This is a genomic window from Parerythrobacter aurantius (genome assembly GCF_045291475.1).
GTDB classification, from domain to species: domain Bacteria; phylum Pseudomonadota; class Alphaproteobacteria; order Sphingomonadales; family Sphingomonadaceae; genus Parerythrobacter; species Parerythrobacter aurantius.
The window spans coordinates 96,825-113,041 of sequence record NZ_CP147985.1; the positions used below are offsets into that span (position 1 = coordinate 96,825).

15 protein-coding genes are annotated in these 16,217 nt (G+C 65.4%); 5 read left to right on the plus strand and 10 right to left on the minus strand.

The window, feature by feature from the left end; genetic code table 11:
* Positions 1 to 62: 62 nt before the first annotated feature.
* On the minus strand, positions 63 to 611 hold the full coding sequence (locus WAB17_RS00520; protein WP_435418092.1) for a cytochrome b: 549 nt from the start codon (positions 609 to 611) through the stop codon (positions 63 to 65).
* A gap of 69 nt (positions 612 to 680) precedes the next feature.
* On the opposite strand from WAB17_RS00520, the gene WAB17_RS00525 reads away from it, so the two are divergent.
* Positions 681 to 1,349, plus strand: a complete 669-nt coding sequence (locus WAB17_RS00525; RefSeq protein ID WP_435418093.1) for a prolyl hydroxylase family protein — start codon at positions 681 to 683, stop codon at positions 1,347 to 1,349.
* Positions 1,350 to 1,359: 10 nt separating this feature from the next.
* On the opposite strand, the gene WAB17_RS00530 is transcribed toward WAB17_RS00525, so the two are convergent.
* The 4 genes from WAB17_RS00530 to WAB17_RS00545 form a co-directional block, all read right to left on the minus strand.
* Positions 1,360 to 2,451, minus strand: a complete 1,092-nt coding sequence (locus tag WAB17_RS00530) for a PAS domain-containing protein (RefSeq protein WP_435418094.1) — start codon at positions 2,449 to 2,451, stop codon at positions 1,360 to 1,362.
* Between the two features lie 56 nt (positions 2,452 to 2,507).
* A complete protein-coding gene (locus WAB17_RS00535; protein ID WP_435418095.1) occupies positions 2,508 to 4,136 on the minus strand; it encodes a lysine--tRNA ligase in 1,629 nt (542 codons plus the stop codon).
* Positions 4,137 to 4,367: 231 nt separating this feature from the next.
* Entirely contained in the window at positions 4,368 to 5,048 is a 681-nt protein-coding gene (locus tag WAB17_RS00540; RefSeq protein ID WP_435418096.1) for a hypothetical protein, read from the minus strand.
* 605 nt (positions 5,049 to 5,653) lie between these two features.
* Complete coding sequence (locus WAB17_RS00545) at positions 5,654 to 6,025, minus strand: VOC family protein (RefSeq protein WP_435418097.1); 372 nt, start codon at positions 6,023 to 6,025, stop codon at positions 5,654 to 5,656.
* Between the two features lie 85 nt (positions 6,026 to 6,110).
* Between WAB17_RS00545 and soxR the strand changes: the two genes are divergently transcribed.
* Complete coding sequence (gene soxR, locus WAB17_RS00550; protein WP_435418098.1) at positions 6,111 to 6,548, plus strand: redox-sensitive transcriptional activator SoxR; 438 nt, start codon at positions 6,111 to 6,113, stop codon at positions 6,546 to 6,548.
* Here soxR and WAB17_RS00555 read toward each other — a convergent pair.
* From WAB17_RS00555 to ubiA, 3 genes are read right to left on the minus strand one after another with little or no spacing between them, the layout of a single operon-like run.
* Positions 6,545 to 7,075: a SixA phosphatase family protein gene (locus WAB17_RS00555; protein ID WP_435418099.1), complete on the minus strand. Its 531-nt coding sequence runs from the start codon at positions 7,073 to 7,075 to the stop codon at positions 6,545 to 6,547. The genes soxR and WAB17_RS00555 overlap by 4 nt on opposite strands.
* Positions 7,072 to 9,822, minus strand: coding sequence for an ATP-dependent DNA helicase (locus WAB17_RS00560; RefSeq protein ID WP_435418100.1), 2,751 nt, complete (start codon positions 9,820 to 9,822; stop codon positions 7,072 to 7,074). The genes WAB17_RS00555 and WAB17_RS00560 overlap by 4 nt, the downstream gene beginning before the upstream one ends.
* 55 nt (positions 9,823 to 9,877) lie before the next feature.
* Positions 9,878 to 10,792, minus strand: a complete 915-nt coding sequence (gene ubiA, locus WAB17_RS00565; RefSeq protein WP_435418101.1) for a 4-hydroxybenzoate octaprenyltransferase — start codon at positions 10,790 to 10,792, stop codon at positions 9,878 to 9,880.
* A 39-nt stretch (positions 10,793 to 10,831) separates the two neighbouring features.
* On the opposite strand from ubiA, the gene WAB17_RS00570 reads away from it, so the two are divergent.
* From WAB17_RS00570 to WAB17_RS00580, 3 genes are all read left to right on the plus strand, one after another.
* The gene (locus WAB17_RS00570; protein WP_435418102.1) at positions 10,832 to 11,581 is read left to right on the plus strand and encodes a 16S rRNA (uracil(1498)-N(3))-methyltransferase; all 750 of its coding nucleotides are present in this window, start codon (positions 10,832 to 10,834) and stop codon (positions 11,579 to 11,581) included.
* Positions 11,582 to 11,667: 86 nt separating this feature from the next.
* On the plus strand, positions 11,668 to 13,038 hold the full coding sequence (locus WAB17_RS00575; protein ID WP_435418103.1) for a glutamate--cysteine ligase: 1,371 nt from the start codon (positions 11,668 to 11,670) through the stop codon (positions 13,036 to 13,038).
* A gap of 17 nt (positions 13,039 to 13,055) precedes the next feature.
* Positions 13,056 to 13,364, plus strand: a complete 309-nt coding sequence (locus WAB17_RS00580; RefSeq protein ID WP_435418104.1) for a putative quinol monooxygenase — start codon at positions 13,056 to 13,058, stop codon at positions 13,362 to 13,364.
* 6 nt (positions 13,365 to 13,370) lie between these two features.
* Here the strand turns inward: WAB17_RS00580 and WAB17_RS00585 are convergent, their stop codons facing one another.
* Both WAB17_RS00585 and WAB17_RS00590 read right to left on the minus strand, forming a co-directional pair.
* Positions 13,371 to 14,738, minus strand: a complete 1,368-nt coding sequence (locus WAB17_RS00585; protein ID WP_435418105.1) for a methyltransferase family protein — start codon at positions 14,736 to 14,738, stop codon at positions 13,371 to 13,373.
* A gap of 88 nt (positions 14,739 to 14,826) precedes the next feature.
* On the minus strand, positions 14,827 to 16,188 hold the full coding sequence (locus WAB17_RS00590) for a PQQ-binding-like beta-propeller repeat protein (protein WP_435418106.1): 1,362 nt from the start codon (positions 16,186 to 16,188) through the stop codon (positions 14,827 to 14,829).
* Between the last annotated feature and the right edge of the window lie 29 nt (positions 16,189 to 16,217).

The following is a 16,217-nucleotide window of genomic DNA, read 5'->3' on the forward strand; positions in this document are numbered from 1 at the left end:
CTGCCCGGTACCCGAAACCCCTGCCCCGGTTCCTGCCCGGGCAGGGGTTTCTTTTTGCCGGATCAGCTGCGGCCCCAGGGCAGCATCCGGGCTACGCCGCCGCTCTTGTCGACGAAGGTGTGCTTCAGCGCACCCAGGATGTGCAGGCCGATAAGGTAGATCATGATCTCCCCGCCGGTCTTGTGGAAGCCGATGATGGCTTTCGCCAGGTCGAAGTTCTCACCCACCGGAAGCGCAGGGATCACGAAGGCCCCGAAATAGGAAATGTCCCTGCCCGCGAACGAACCGGCGAGCCAGCCGCCCAGCGGGAGCCCTACCAGCATCACGTAGAAAACGACATGGACGGTCCGCGCCAACGCCTTTTCCCACCCGGCCATCGTGTCGGGAAACGGAGGAGGTTTGTGCCCGAGCCGCCAGGCCAGCCGCCCGAGCGTGAGGACCAGTATGGTGATACCGATCGCCTTGTGGTTCCCGACCAGCGCCGCCTCGTCGATCTCGCTCGCATGCTCGGCCGCTTCGGCAATCCGCCAGTTCACGATCACCAGCAGGGCGATGATCCAGTGAAATGCCATCGCCACGCCCGAATAGCGGCTTTGTCCGGCAGTGCTCATCCGCTTACTCCCCTCGTCGATCCGACACTCAGTCTAGCAGCCGGTGGCAAGCGCTGCTAGCCTATGGCCATGGCAACACAGCTTATTGTTCCCGACAAGGACGCTCTCGCGCGTGTAGGAAAGATCGTCCGCAAGCAGCTGGATGCGGACCCTCGCGCCACCAAGATCCAGACAGACAAGGCGGAAATCTACGCCATTCAGGAGTTCGTCACCGCCGACGAATGCAAGCGGCTGATGATGATGATCGACGTGGTCGCCCAGCCTAGCCTGCTGTACGAAGGTACGGAGCGGGAAGGATTTCGCACTTCCTATTCGGGCAATTTCAACCCGCACGATCCTCTGGTGAAGGAGATATCGGCCAGGATCGACGGGGTACTGGGCCTGCCTGCCCAGCTCGGCGAAACCATCCAGGGCCAGCGGTATTCCGCCGGGCAGCAGTTCAAGCCCCACCATGACTTCTTCCATACCAGCGAAAACTACTGGCCGCCGGAAAAGAAGCGCGGTGGCCAGCGCAGCTGGACGGCGATGCTCTATCTCAACCAGGTCGAAGCCGGCGGTGCGACTGCATTCGTGAAGGTCGGCATCAAGGTTCCGCCCAAGCCCGGCGTCCTGCTGATCTGGAACAATGCCTCGCCCGACGGCGTGCCCAATCCCGACACGCTCCATGCCGGCACGCCGGTCGAACGCGGAGTGAAATACGTCATCACCAAGTGGTACCGCACGCGAAAATGGAAATGACGGCGGCGGCTTATTCGAAGGCTATGACGAGGTTGAGGCCGCCAATGGCATAATCACGGGAAACCTTGCCGCCGCAGCCGGCCAGCATACCGTCGACCAGCATCGTTCCCGTGCCGCGCGCTGGCGGCGTGTCGCTTTCGACGGGCGGGCCGCCCGATTCCTGCCAGGTGATGTGCAGGCGATTGTCCGCGTTGGTCCAGCTTACCCGCACTCGCCCTTGCGCGACGCTGAGCGCCCCGTACTTAATCGCATTGGTGGCAAATTCGTGCAGCGCCAAACCAACGGCGTTGACCTGCCGCGGCTGCAATTCGACCGGGGGCCCGTCCACCTGGACCCGCTCTTCGAACCGGTTTCGGTAGGGCGCGAGGACCGCATTGGCGAGCGTGGCGAGATCGGCACTATCTTCCTTAGATTCATCCGCCGCAATGGTCGTGCGGTGCGCGGCGGCGAGAGCGGCAAGCCGTTCGCTCAGCTTTTCGACGAAGATCCCGACATCGTTCTCGCGCCGGGAGGTCAGGTTGATGATGGCACCGACCACGGAAAAGATATTGTCGGTCCGGTGGCGCAACTCTCGCGCGAGCAAGGCCTGCATCGCCGATTTGTCGCGCTCCCCGACGAGGTCGGTGATATCCCATTGCGATCCGTAGAAATATTCAAGCTTCCCGTCGGCACCGAAGATCGGACCGACATGCACCGCGTTCCAGAACGGCGTTCCGTCCTTGCGGTAGTTCAGCAAGTCCACGACCGTGTAGCGGCGCTCCTCGATGCCCGTGCGCAGCCGCGCCACGGCGTCCCGGTCGGTCGCCGGACCTTGCAGGAAACGGCAGTTCCTCCCCAATACTTCGTCGCGGCGATAGCCGGTCAGGTCGATGAAGGCCTGGTTGACATAAACGATCGGGCTGTCGGGCCCGTGCGGGTCCGAAATGGCGATCGCCATGCGAGTCTGCTGCGTCGTTTCGAGGAAGAGTTGCGCCGGGTCGACCCGCAGATCGCGCGGATCGACTACGCCGCGCAGGTCCAACTGCGCGGTATCGAATTCCCTGGCGGCCTGCGGACTTATCTCGCCCCTTGGCGGGATGGGCCGGTCACTGTCGTCGTTCACGTAAATCCATTTCGATGGCGGCGAGGGCCCCACCCCCGCGCCAGTGATCCCGCGTGTCAGGCCTTCTCGAGTGCCTGCGCGATCAGCTTACGGGTGTTTTCGATGCCGTACAAGCGAATGAAACTGCCCATGCGAGGTCCCTGTTCGCTGCCGAGCAGCGTCTGGTACAGCGCCTTGAACCAGTCCCGCAGGGTCTCGAACCCGTATTCCTCGCGCTTGCCGATTTCGTAGACTTCGGTCTGCAAGTCTTCCGCGCTCATTGCCGGATCGGCAGCCGCCAGAACGGCATCCAGGGCGGCAAGCGCTGCAGCCTCGTTGGTATGGGGAGCCCGCTTGCTGAGTGTCGGGGCGATAAAATCCCGGGTGTAGGCGACTGCGGCCGTGATCATGCCGTCGAGCTCCGGCCCGCGAGGCACGCCGCCGAGGTAGGTGTCGAGATACTCGGCCAGATTGGCCTCGGTCGCCTCCGTCCCGAGCACGCTGGCGAGATTGAGGAGAAGCCCGAAGCTGACCGGCAGCGTGTCGCCCTCGCCCACGGCTTCCTCCGCCTGCCACCCGCCGTTGACACGCAGCAGGTTCCACACCGGATTGCCGAGCTTCTTGTCGAGGTCCTGTTCCGGGATGGCGGCGCGGAACTGCCAGTAATCGTCGACCGCGCGCGGGATCACGCCTACGTGCAGCTGCTTGGCGCTCTTCGGGTTGGGGAAGATGTAGAACCCCAGGCTCTCTTCGGTGCCGTAAGTTAGCCATTCTTCGATCGTCAGACCGTTGCCCTTGGACTTGGAGATCTTCTCGCCCTTCTCGTCGAGGAACAACTCGTAGATCAGCCCCTCGGGCTTGCGCCCGCCGAGCGCCTGGACGATCTTGCCCGACTGGATGCCGCTGTCGGTCAGGTCCTTGCCGTACATCTCGTAATCGACGCCGAGCGCATACCAGCGCATCGCCCAGTCGACCTTCCATTGCAGCTTGGACATGCCGCCAAGCGCGCTTTGCTCGACAACGGTGCCGTCTTCGTCGGTGAAACGGACAGTCCCTGCCTCTGCATCGACAACTTCGACCGGTACCTGCAGCACCTTGCCCGTCGCGGGACTGATCGGCAGCACCGGAGAATAGGTCGCAGCGCGTTCGGCCCTCAGCGTCGGCAACATGATGTCGAGGATCGCCTGGTTCTTGCGCAGGACCTGCTTCAACGCTTCGTCGAAATGGCCCGAATTGTACATCTCCGACGAGGCCACGAACTCGTAATCGAACCCGAACCGGTCGAGAAACGCGCGCAGCATGGCATTGTTATGGTGCGCGAAGCTGGCGTGGCCCTGCTCGAAAGGATCGGGGATCCGGCTCAACGGCTTGTGGAGGTTGGCTTCCAGTACGTGCCCGTTGGGGACATTGTCCGGAACCTTGCGCAGGCCGTCCATGTCGTCGCTGAAGGCCACCAGCCGGGTCTTGCCGTCTTCCGGGCGGGCGCCGATCATCGCTTCGAACGCGCGCCGTACCAGCGTCGTCCGCAGGACTTCCTGGAACGTGCCGATATGGGGGAGCCCGCTGGGGCCATACCCGGTTTCGAACAGCACCGGCGATCCGTCCGGCTTGGTACCGTTGGGATAACGCTTGAGAAGGCGCTGGGCCTCCTGGAAAGGCCAGGACTTCGAAACGCGCGCTGCGGCGATCAGGTCTTCCATGCTCATGGTGGGGTCCATTGCAGCGGACTATCGCTGGTGCAAGTGCGAAGGACATCGCATCCGTTGTCCTCTAAAGCGAAACCGGGCGCACCGACTGGCGGTGCGCCCGGCGCCGTGGGCAGGAACCATGCGACCCTCGGGATGGACGGCAGTGCCGCGATTGCGACTTCTGCCAAGGGGTTGGCGCCTGCCTGCAGCTAACCCGTCAGGTTCGATGCCTCGCCTGGTACGGAACCCTCAGGCGTTCTCCATCGAGGCCAGGATCAGCCGAGCACGCCGCATGCGAGCCTTGCGCGACGTGAAGGGGTTGCGCGCGTCGGGCTGTGCATCGACCATGGATTCAAGCAGTTCACGCCGGTGTCCCCTATCCCGCGACGCGCTGACGGACCAAGCGGCGGGACTCGCGTCAGGGACATACGAGCTCCGTACGTCGTCTTCAGGCACGACAGGCTCGGCGTAGCGTTCATCGTTACGCGCGGGAGCTGCTACAGGTCGCTCCGCCACCGTAACATTGCTACCGCCGTAGGTGACGGGCGCCGAGGGCCGTTGCGGAGCCCATGTCGACTGGGGCGCCACCACCTTCGGAGCCGCCACAGTTGATTGTTGCGGCATCGTGCGCGCCTTTGGTTCGATGACCTTCGGAGCGCCCGGAGCGATGGGAGGCGAGGCGGCCGCCTGGGCGCGCATCGGCGCATCCGCGACCTGACGCGACCTGCGACGCCACCATACCAGTGCCGCAATCGCGATGCCGATCGGGATGAGACCCGCCAAGGCCGCTGCCACCAACCCGATGACGCCGCTTTCTCCCGCGTCTCCGGCCGTGTCGACACCGTCCGCCGATCCATCGACAGGCTCGATGGTTGGATCAATCTCGGGGAATTCGGCTGCAGGTGCCGGGTCGGCGATAATATTCGTCACAGATTGCCCGGACTCAGAGGGAGGCAGCGAAGTCGTCGCCGGTTGTGTTGATGCTGCGGACGGACGTGCAGTCGTTCGGACCACCGGTGCGGGTTCGCGTACGGGCGCACCAGCCTGCGGCGCCTCATCGGCTGGAGTTTCAACATTAGTCGGTGCTACGGGGTCGGGTTCCGGTACAGGCTGCACCTGCGGCTCCGAAATAAAACGCGGGCTCGGGTTTACTGTAGGCGTCGGAGCAGGGGCCACCGGTGATTGCATCATCGGCGCGGAAACAGCCGGCCCCGGTGCAGGGCTGGGCTGGGTCGTCGCATCCTGTGCGATTACAGTTGTCGGGCCAAGCGCAAGGATCGCGGCAATCGCGACCGGGGCGCAGCGAGCGGTGAGGCTGTTTCTGGTCATAGTCCGCCAAAAACGGGCGGGTTCTGCGCCAGGTTCCTGTAAGCCGAGGTTCAGGAAAGCCTAAGCTGTTGTATAATAGATGTTTCACTACAAGTCGCTGCGGCCAGTGCAAATTCTGTAACGACGAAGCGATGGACGCAGTCCCGTGCCGCAACGGCGGTTGTGGCGGAGTCGCACCACCGAAAATCGGTACTCGAGGTACGATCTCATTCATAGCTGACTACCTCGAATTCTATCCCGTCCCAGTCGAAGAAATAGAACCGCCGCCCGGGCTCGTAATCGCCGTGGTTGAACGGCACGAGCCCGTGTTCGATCACGACAGCTTCCGCCGCATCGAGATCGTCGACCAGTAGCCCGACATGGTTGAGCGGCACCCCCTTAGCATAGCCACCGGCGGCACGCTCGTTGGTATAGACCGCGAGATAGGTCGTCTCGTCGCCGACATGGATGGTCCACCCACCCAGCTGCGACGGCCCGCGCCAACGCTCGCGCCAGCCGATCAGCTGCTCGAACAGCTTCGCGCTGCGTTCCGGGTCGGTGACCGTGATGTTGACGTGTTCGAGCTGGCCCGTGGGCATGGTGCATCTCCTGTTGCGATGCACAGCGTTATGAAACCTCAAGCCAAGTTGAGGTCAAATACTATTTTCGCTACCGCCGGAGCCTGTGAACGCGAACAACCTCCTGCCTATTGGCGAGCTTGCCTGGCGCACGGGGCTCACCGTCTCAGCCATACGTTTTTACGAGGAGCAGGGTCTGGTTGCCGCCCTGCGTACCAGCGGAAACCAGCGCCGCTTCCTGCGCGGGGATATCCGAAGGCTGAGCTTTATCCTGATCGCCCAGCGGCTGGGCCTTCCGCTGGCTGAGATCGAAGCGCAGCTCGCCCGTCTGCCGCAAGGCCGCAACCCGACCGCCGCCGACTGGAAAAAGATCAGCGGCGCGATCCGCACCCGCATCGACGCGAAGATCGCCCGGCTGCAGAAAGTGCGCGAGGATCTCGACGGCTGCATCGGCTGCGGCTGCCTGTCGTTGAAGAAATGCGCGCTCTACAACGCGGCCGACAAATGGGGCGACAACGGCAGCGGTCCGCGGGTGCTGCGCTAGTCCCCGTCCGGCCCCAGCGCAGGATCGAGATCGCGCGGGCGGGTGAAGTGAGCCAACGTACCGTTCTCGCCGCCGAGCTGGTCCCAGCTGTCGATCGCGAGCTCGATCACCGCGAAGGCGGCGGTGGGGAACTTGGTGCTGGCCTCGTCGAACAGCGCGTTCTCGTTCGCGGGTGCGATCAGGCGCAGGAGCATTTCCTGCAGGCCCGGGTTGTGCGCGCAGATCAGCACCGCGTGCGCATCACCCGCCTTTTCCTGGATCACGTCGATCATGGTGTCGGCGCTGGAGAGGTAGAGCCGCTGGTCGAAGCGCGGCGAGAGGCCCAGCTCGGCCGATTCGAGTGTCTTCTTGACCCGCTCGGCCGGGCTCGCGAGCAACATGTCGAAATTGTAGTCGCACCCCCGGATATGCTCGCCCATCAGCGCAGCGCCCCGGCGGCCACGATTGTTGAGCCCGCGATCGAAATCGCGCGTCGACATATCGTCCCAGTCCGATTTCGCATGCCGCAGCAGGCCCAGCGTTTTCATAAATCGTGCGATTCCTCTCGAGGAGCCGTAACGGCATCCTCGCGTTCCCTATCCACGTTCGGCGGCCCGGCTGCAACCCGCTTCAAGGCCTCATCCAGTGTCAGCCGGATGACCGGCGTTCCGGGCGGGAAGGCGCTGAGAAGCCGCGTCGGCAAGGCAGAGGACAGGACGACGAAATGGCCGGCATCCTCGCGGCTGCGGATCAGGCGACCGAAAGCCTGGGCCAGCCGCGCCCGGATGATGCGGTCGTCATAGGCGCCGCCGCCGTTTGCGGCACGCCTCGCCCGGTGAAGGATTGTGGGGCGCGGCCAGGGCACCGCCTCCATCACCACGCAGCGCAGGCTCTCGCCCGGCACATCGACCCCGTCGCGCAAGGCATCGGTGCCGAGCAGGCTGGCCTTGCGGTCGTCGCGAAAGATATCGGTGAGCGTGCCGGTGTCGATGGGATCGACATGCTGGGCGTACAGCGGCAGGCCGGCCCGCGCCAGCCGGTCGGCAATGCGGCCGTAAACCGCGCGCAGCCGTTTGATGGCAGTGAACAGGCCCAGCACCCCGCCGCCCGCAGCCTCAATCAACCGGCCGTAAGCCCCCGCCAGCGCCGCCAGGTCGCCGCGCTTGATATCGGTGACGATCAGCACTTCGGCCCGCGCCGCGTAGTCGAAGGGGCTCTGCGCGCTGGTCGTGAGCGGCTGCAATTCGAGATGCGGCGCGCCGCTGGCTTGGATCGCGCCCTGCCAGTCCTCGCCCGTCTCGCCGCGGTCGGTCAGTGTCGCGCTGGTCAGCATCACGCCGTGCGCCGGTTCCAGCACGACGTGGGCGAAGGGCTTCATTGGGTCGAGCCAGTGTCGGTGGATACCGATATCGAACTCGCGCATGTCGTTCCGCTCGACCGCGAACCAGTCGACGAAATCGGGGTCCGCCGGTCCGCCCAGCCGCGCCAGCAGCGATTCCCACGCCGCAAGCAGGTCGATCCGCCAGCGCAGCGAATGCCGCGCGCCCTCGATCCGGGCCCGGCCCTGCCCGTCGAGCCAGTCGGGCGCATCCTCCAGCACGGCCTCGAGCCGTCCGGCGAGCTTCATCAACGGCGCGCGGATTGCGGCAAGTGCGGTGCCCGCATCCTGCGCCGCTTCGATCAGCGCACCGGGCAGCGAGGCGACCTCGGTCTCGATCCCGTAGCCAGCATCCTGCGCCCCGCTCTCGTCGCGGGCGTAGGCAAGCGCGCGAACCTGCCCCAGCAGCGCCTCGACCGGGCCGAAGGGTTGCCCTTCTGCGATCCGCCCGAGCCAGCCGTCCGAGGGCAGGCGCGATGCAGCTTCGACCGCTGCCTCGACCGCTTCGCCGCCCGCATCGTCGTAGCTTGCGACATCGGCCAGCCGTGCCGCCAGCCCGCGCCTGCGCCCGCGGTTGCCCTTCTCCGGCCCTACGATCCAGCGGCGCAGCTCGATCGCCTCCGCGCCGGTGAGGGCAGCGGCGAAGGTGCTGTCGGCGGCGTCGAAGACATGGTGGCCTTCGTCGAAGATCACCCGGGTCGGCGGCTGGCCCTGGTGCCGCCCGCGCGCAGCGTTGACCATGACCAGCGCATGGTTGGCGATGACGAGGTCGGCCTGCGCACTCGCCCGCGTGGCGCGCTCGATGAAGCACTTCCGGTAATGCGGGCAGCCGGCATAGATGCACTCGCCGCGCTGGTCGGTCAGCGCCGCGATGCCGCGCTTGCGGAACAGCGTGCCGAGCCAGCCGGGAAGGTCTCCGCCGATCATGTCGCCATCGGCGCTGTAGGCGGCCCAGCGCGCCACCAGCTGCGCCAGGATAGCGGGCCGACCCGCGAAACCTCCTTGCAGCGCATCTTCCAGATTGAGAAGGCAGAGATAATTCTCGCGGCCCTTGCGGACCACCACCGGCTGCGACCCGTCGGCGCGGCGGGTCGGCCAGGCCCGGCGACTCTCGCGCCGCAACTGGCGCTGCAGGTTCTTGGTATAGGTGCTGACCCACACGGTCCCTTGCGACCTTTCCGCCCACAGGGAGGCAGGGGCGAGATAGCCGAGCGTCTTGCCGATGCCCGTGCCCGCCTGCGCCAGCAGGACATGGGGAAGCGAACGCTTGTCGCGCGGACTGAAGACCTTGGCGACATCGAGCGCATAGGCCTGTTGTCCAGCGCGCCTCTCCGCCCCCTCGCCCGTCAGCCGTTCGAGCTGCGCGGCGACTTCCGCCTCGGCGAGGTTGACCTGCGCAGGCTGAGGTCTTTCCGGCGCTTCCTCCCATTCCGGCAGGCGCGCGAACAACCACTTCTCCGCCCGTTCGGGCTTGGCGACATGCGGCGCCAGCACCCCCGCCCATGGCCAGCGTAGCCGGGCGAGAGACTGCAGTACGCTCCACGCCCCCTCGCGCTCGTCCCACTCCGCAGTTTCGCATCTTTCCAGCAGCTTGCCCGCCGCTCTTTGCAGCAGTTCGGGGACTGCCGCGTCGTCCCTCGGCTCATCGAGCTCGAGCGCATGGGCCAGTCCCTTGGGCGTCGGCACGCAGAATTTCGCCGGATGGACGAAGGCGAACAGCTCCAGCAGGTCGAGCCCCGACAGGTCGGGATATCCCAGCCGCGTCGCCACCAGCGGGGCATTGAGCATCAGCACCGGCGTATCCGCCGCCGCGTTGATCGCCTCGCCCTTCGAGCAGCCGCGCGTGTCCCTGTTGCCGTCCTTCAGCCAGGTCCCGGCATGGCTCGCGTGCAGCGCTGGAAGGGGTATCGCAGGCATCGGATGTGGTGGTGAAGCTGGGAGAACGAAAAGTAAACACCGCTCATTGCAGGTGTCAGGCGTTCCCCACCACGAAGCACGCCGCCGCCATCAGCGCCCCGGCCCAGCGATTGGAGCGAAACCGCTCCAGCGGGTTGGCGGGATCCTCCGCATCCAGCGTCGCAACCTGCCAAGCGAGATGCCCTGCCACCGGAAGCAGTGCGAGCAATGCAATCCAGTCGGCTCGCAGCAGCCAGATGCCGAGCGCCCACAGCGCCACCGCACCGGCATAGAACAGTCCGACGCCCGCCGTGACGCTCTCACCCAGCCGCAAGGCGCTGGACTTGATGCCGACCATTGCATCGTCCTCGCGATCCTGCAGGGCGTAGATCGTGTCGTAGCCGATCACCCACAGCGCCGATCCGGCATAGATCGCCGCGAGCGCAGGCAGCTGGTCCGTCCGGAACTGCGCCCAGCCTACCAGCAGGCCCCATGTGAAGACCATTCCCAGCCACGCCTGCGGCCACCAGGTGATGCGCTTCATGAAGGGATAGGCCGCGACCAGCGCGAGGCTCGCCAGTGCCACCAGCTGCGCCTCGAGCCGCAATTGCAGCAACACGATGAGGCCGACGAGGCAGAGCGCCAGCAGCCAGCCCCACGCAACCTTTCGCGACACGCGCCCGCTCGCCACCGGGCGGCTGGCGGTCCGGGCCACTTGCCGGTCGAGATCGGCATCGACGATATCGTTGTAGACGCACCCCGCCCCACGCATGGCGATCGAACCGAGCAGGAGCCAGCCGAGCATGGCCAGCTGCCAGCCTGCCCCTGCCAACCACACGCCCCAGACGCAGGGCCAGAACAGCAGCCACCAGCCGATCGGCCGGTCGAAGCGCGCCAGCATGGCGAGATCGCGCGGAAGCTGCGGAAGGCGTGCTACAAGGCCCCGATGCTCGGAATCCGGGACAACATCGGTGGTGGCGGCATCGGACATGGCTTGCCCCCTAACGCGGCGCGTGCCACGTGCCTAGTCATGCCCGCAACGCCTGCCTGGCCGCCCCGCTCCGCCCCGCGACTGTTCGTGCCGCACCCTGTGACGGCGGGCGCACCGGTAACGGTCGACGGGAACGCTGCTCATTACCTGGGCAAGGTCATGCGCATCCACACCGGCGATGCGGTGATCCTGTGTGATAACGAAACCGGGGAATGGGCCTGCAAGGTGCTCGACGCCGGCAAGCGGCAGGTCATGTTGGAGCCGGTCGAGATGCTTCGGCCACGCGAACAGGTGCCCGATGTCTGGCTCGTCCCGGCGCTGCTGAAGAAAGACCGCTTCGACCTGGTGCTGGAGAAAGCAACCGAGCTCGGCGTGCGCGCGATCCGGCCGGTCGTCACCCGCCGCTGCGTCGCCGACAAGCTCAATGCCGAGCGCGCACGCACCATCGTCACCGAAGCGGCCGAGCAATGCGCCCGCACAGCCCTGCCCGAACTCGCCGAACCGGTGAAGATCGACGCCTTGCTGCGCGACTGGCCGACCGACCGCGCACTGTTCTTCGCCGACGAAACGGGCGGCGAGCCTGCAGAGACAGCCTTCTGCGCACGCCGTGGCCCGGCGGCGCTGCTGACCGGGCCGGAAGGCGGCTTCGACGATGCCGAGCGCGAAGCCATCCGTGCGCTGCCCCAGGCCTGCGCCATTACCCTCGGCCCGCGTATCCTGCGAGGCGAGACCGCCGCAATCGCCGCCACTGCATTGTGGATGGGTACCGTTGGTGACTGGCAGGATTAAATTACAGCACGGGCGCAAGTATTGCGGTTTCAGTTGGAAACCGAAATTTCTTTCCCTCGCCATGATCGCGGCCTAACGGCGATTTCATGAGCACTCGGGAGGAGAGCGGGGCCGAGGACCCCATCATCGAATCGCGCGACCAGCTGGTCGCGCCGATGCAAATGGGCGAGAAGCCCAAGAGCGACTGGCGCATCGGCACGGAGCACGAAAAGCTCGTCTACCGGCGCGAGGACTTCCGCGCCCCGTCCTATGACGAACCCGCAGGTATCCGCGATATCCTGCTGAGTTTGCAACGCTTCGGTTGGACGCCTGTCGAGGAAGGCGGCAACGTCATCGCGCTCAAGGGCGAAGACGGCGCCGTCAGTCTCGAACCGGCCGGACAGCTGGAGCTGTCGGGCGCCCCGCTCGAAAACCTGCACCAGACCTGCAACGAAACCGGCCGCCACCTCAAACAAGTGAAGGAGATCGGCGAGGCTTGCGGCATCGGCTTCCTCGGCCTCGGCATGTGGCCCGACAAGACGCGCGAAGAGCTGCCGATCATGCCCAAGGGCCGCTACGAGATCATGCTGCGGCACATGCCGCGCGTGGGCAGCATGGGCCTCGACATGATGCTGCGGACCTGCACCATCCAGGTCAATCTCGACTATTCGAGCGAAGCCGACATGGTGAAGAAGTTTCGCACCTCGCTGGCGCTGCAACCGCTGGCAACGGCGCTGTTCGCCAATTCGCCCTTCACCGAGGGAAAGCCCAACGGCTTCCTTTCCTACCGTTCGCACATCTGGTCTGACACCGACCCGCATCGCACCGGCATGCTGCCGTTCGTGTTCGAGGACGGCTTCGGCTACGATCGCTGGGTCGATTACATGCTCGATGTACCGATGTACTTCGTCTACCGTGAGGGCAGATATATCGACGCGGCGGGCCTCAGCTTCCGCGATTTCCTGGAGGGCAAGCTTTCGGTCTTGCCCGGCGAGAAGCCGACCCAGAGCGACTGGTGGGACCACCTCAGCACCGCCTTCCCCGAAGTGCGGCTCAAGAGCTTTCTCGAAATGCGCGGCGCGGATGGCGGCCCGTGGAGCCGCATTTGCGCTCTGCCCGCTTTCTGGGTCGGGCTGCTTTATGATGACTCGGCGCTCGATGCGGCCTGGGAACTGGTCAAGGACTGGTCGATGGAAGAGCGCAAGGCGCTGCGCAATGCCGTGCCGAAACTCGCGCTGGATGCGCCGATCCCGGGCGGACACAAACTGCGCGACCTTGCACGCGATGTCCTGAGCATATCGCGCCAGGGTCTCGCTGCCCGGGCAAGACTCAACACCGGCGGCGACAACGAGACCGGCTTCCTCGAAACGCTCGACGAAATCGTCGCCAGCGGCAAGGTGCCCGCGCAGCGCCTGCTGGATATGTACCACGGCGAGTGGAACGGCGACATCAAGCGGATCTACAAATACAGTTTCTGACGATTGGGAGAGACCAGATGATCCAGATCAACGGCACGATCCAGCTGGCACCCGGCACGGTCGCCGCGAAGCCCGACGTAGTCGAAGCGATCAGGACGATGGTCGCCGCCAGCCGCGCCGAGGACGGCTGCCTGACCTACACTTTCGCACAGGACCTGTCGGATCCCGACGTGCTCATCATCTACGAACGCTGGCGCGACCGCGACGCGCTCGCCGCCCACGGGCGGAGCGCGCACATGGCCGAATTCCAGCAGGTGATGGCGGCCAATCCGCCGGTCGGGCGCGATCTCAGGATATACGAAACCGACTACGGCGCGCCGCTCTAGGGTCGCCTATTCTGCCGGTTGGGGCAAAACCGGTCTGCTCGACCGGACCCACCTGGCGATACGCGCAAGCGGCGCGGTGATTAGGCCGTGGCGATCCATCCACGCGTGGTATTCGCGATATTTCGGATCTTCGGCGAGCAGGTGGGCCTCTTCCGTCCGGGCACGCCAGTAGTAGATCGCGCTCACCAGCCCGAGGAAGAAGGTGTTGCGGATGGCGTCCACCATGGTGCCGTCGGTGCCGACAAGGAAAGGCAGTGTCGACAGCCACCAGAAGAGGTTTTTCGAAACATAGGCCGGATGCCGGGTGAAGCGGTACGGTCCGTGCGTAAGCACCCCGCGATAGGTGAGGTTGGAAAAGCGGATGCCGAATGCAACCGTCGCCCAGGCGTAGATTCCCGTGAGGCAGACCAGCGCCGTTCCCCATAGGGCGGTTAGCAGGGTATGCCCTTCGAGCCAGAAGGCCCAGCCGGGTGTGTGCACCTCGTAAGCGAGCAGCCCGTTGCCGCCCATGAAGCCGAAAACGAAAGGCGGGTAGCAGAGCAATGCCGCGACCCATCCGCCGAGGAACGGGTTGCCGCTGCGGATATGCGCATCGAGCGGGCGAAAGGTCACCAGATAGCCTACCGTCCCGATCTGCACGTCGACCACGAAAAGCAGGTTGATGAGGAACCACGCCAGCGCCGCCGGCCTGTCCGCCATACCGGCAAGGTCGGCTTCCACGACTTGCGCGAAACCACCGGGCAGGATGGAAATCATGAAGGCGCCGAAGAACCCCTTGATGATCCATGCGCGCCAGTGCTTCTTGACCTCGTCCGCGTCGAACGGTTCACGACCCAGCAGCAGCACCCCGAAATGCCAGCAATGGTCGCGCGGCTCGATCATGCGGCGGTCGAGCCAGAGGACATAGGGCACCGACAGCAAAAGCATCGGCACCAGGGCGATGCCCAATACCTGCATGGCAAAGAGGTACTGCCCGTCCCAGTACCACCGCCCGAGACAATAAAGACCGGCGATGATCGCCCAGGTCGCCCAGAGCCCCGTCAGCTTGGTGAAGGATATCGCCCGGGTGGCTGCGGGCGGTGCCGGGTTTGCCCAGTCGATACCCGTCGAGGGACGCAGATGCACCCTGTCAACGAGCAGCGACCATGCCACCATCGGCCCGGCTGTGAATGCCATGGCCGCGAGCGAGGCGTAGGGTCCGGAAAGCGGTCCGCGCGGCCCGGGCAGGCCCAGCAGGTCGGCCACGGGCGCGTAATTCCTGCAGAACAGGATCCAGGCGGCTAAGCCGAGCAATCCGGCAAGGCCGACGCCTGCCGAAACGTCGCTCGGCGGTGGCCGGCGATCCATGCTGGCGGTGTAGGGCCCTGCATCCATGCCCCTGCACCTAGCGGCAAAGGGTTAAAGCCACGCCAACGATACGAAACGAGTGGCGATACAGGGCAATCGGGCCGCCGCGTCAGCTCTAGCGGAAAGCGTGAATCGTCCCGCTGTCGTCGAGCACATAGAGCGTCTCGTTGGCCACGATCGGCGGGACACTGACAGGCTGCTTCAGGTCCTGGAAGAGCTGCGCGCTGCCTTCACCAACGCTCAGACGCCAGATCTCGCCCTGGTTGCTGGCCACGTAGAGCGAATTTCCGGCGAGAACCGGACCGGTCCAGAATACCGGGCCTTCCTTGTCCTTTTCGTCGCGCCAACGCTGCAATTGGGTAATCCAGCGCACCTTGCCGCTCGACCGCGCGATGGCCAGCATGCGCGCATCGTCGGTAAGCGTGAAGATCCACTCGCCGGCGATCGCCGGGGTAGAAATCCCCGCCAGGTTGAGTTCCCAGATCCGCTGTCCCGTCACCAGTTCGTAGGCGGCCATGCGACCACCCTGCCCCAGCGCGTAAACCCGCCCGGAATCGATGATCGGATCCGCGTCGATGTCGGTCAGCGAGCCGACCGCAGTGCTGATCGACGTCCGTGCCAGCGCATCGGACCACAGCGTGCGGCCGTTTTCGTAGCGATAGGCGGTGAGCTCACCGGAGCTGTAGCCGGCAATCACGGAGCCCTGGCCCGCAGCGGGCGAAGCGACGCCGAAGACTCCGGCCTGCGCTTGCGAACCCGATTCCTGCCAGGAAAGGCTACCGTCCGCAGCGCTCAACGCGAGGATCTGGTTATCCTGCGTCATCACGATGACGAGGTTGAATGCGAGCGTTGGCGCATCGCGCAGCGGCCCGGCCGGCTTGACCTTCCAGATCTGCGCGCCGGTATCGGCATTGAGCGCAATGACTTCACCGACGCCGTTGGTGGCGAAAACGCGTCCGCCCGAGTAGCTCGCGCCGCCACCGAAGGCCGCGTTGCGCGCGGTCTTGTCGACTTCCATGCGATAGCTCCAGAGCTTCGCACCGGTTGCCGCATCGAAGGCGTTGACCGTACCTTCGGTGTCCACGGCGAACAGCTTGCCGCCACCAACGACCGGCGCCGCGCCGAAGCGGACGCGGTTGCTTGCTCCGGCAATCCGGGCGGTCCATGCGCGGCCCGGTGTGTCTGCCAGAGCAAGATGGCCGTAGCTCTTGCCCGGGGTTGCACTTGCCATGGCCCAGTCGGCGTTCACCTGCGCGGGCGGCAAGACCACGGCAACGCCTGCCAGCGCCGGATCGACGCTGGTTCCGGTTTCGATCCTCGACAACACCGGTTCGCGCACACCGAGGGTCGGCGTATCCTTCTTGCCTTCGCCTCCGCCGAAGAGGCCACCGGAACAGCCCGCAAGGCTCGCCGCCAGGGCGACCGCACTGGCCGCCTTGAAAGCCCATCCGGTGCGCGAAAATCGGTTCAAAGCCATTGCGTCCATGTTCCTGTGTCGGGCCTCGG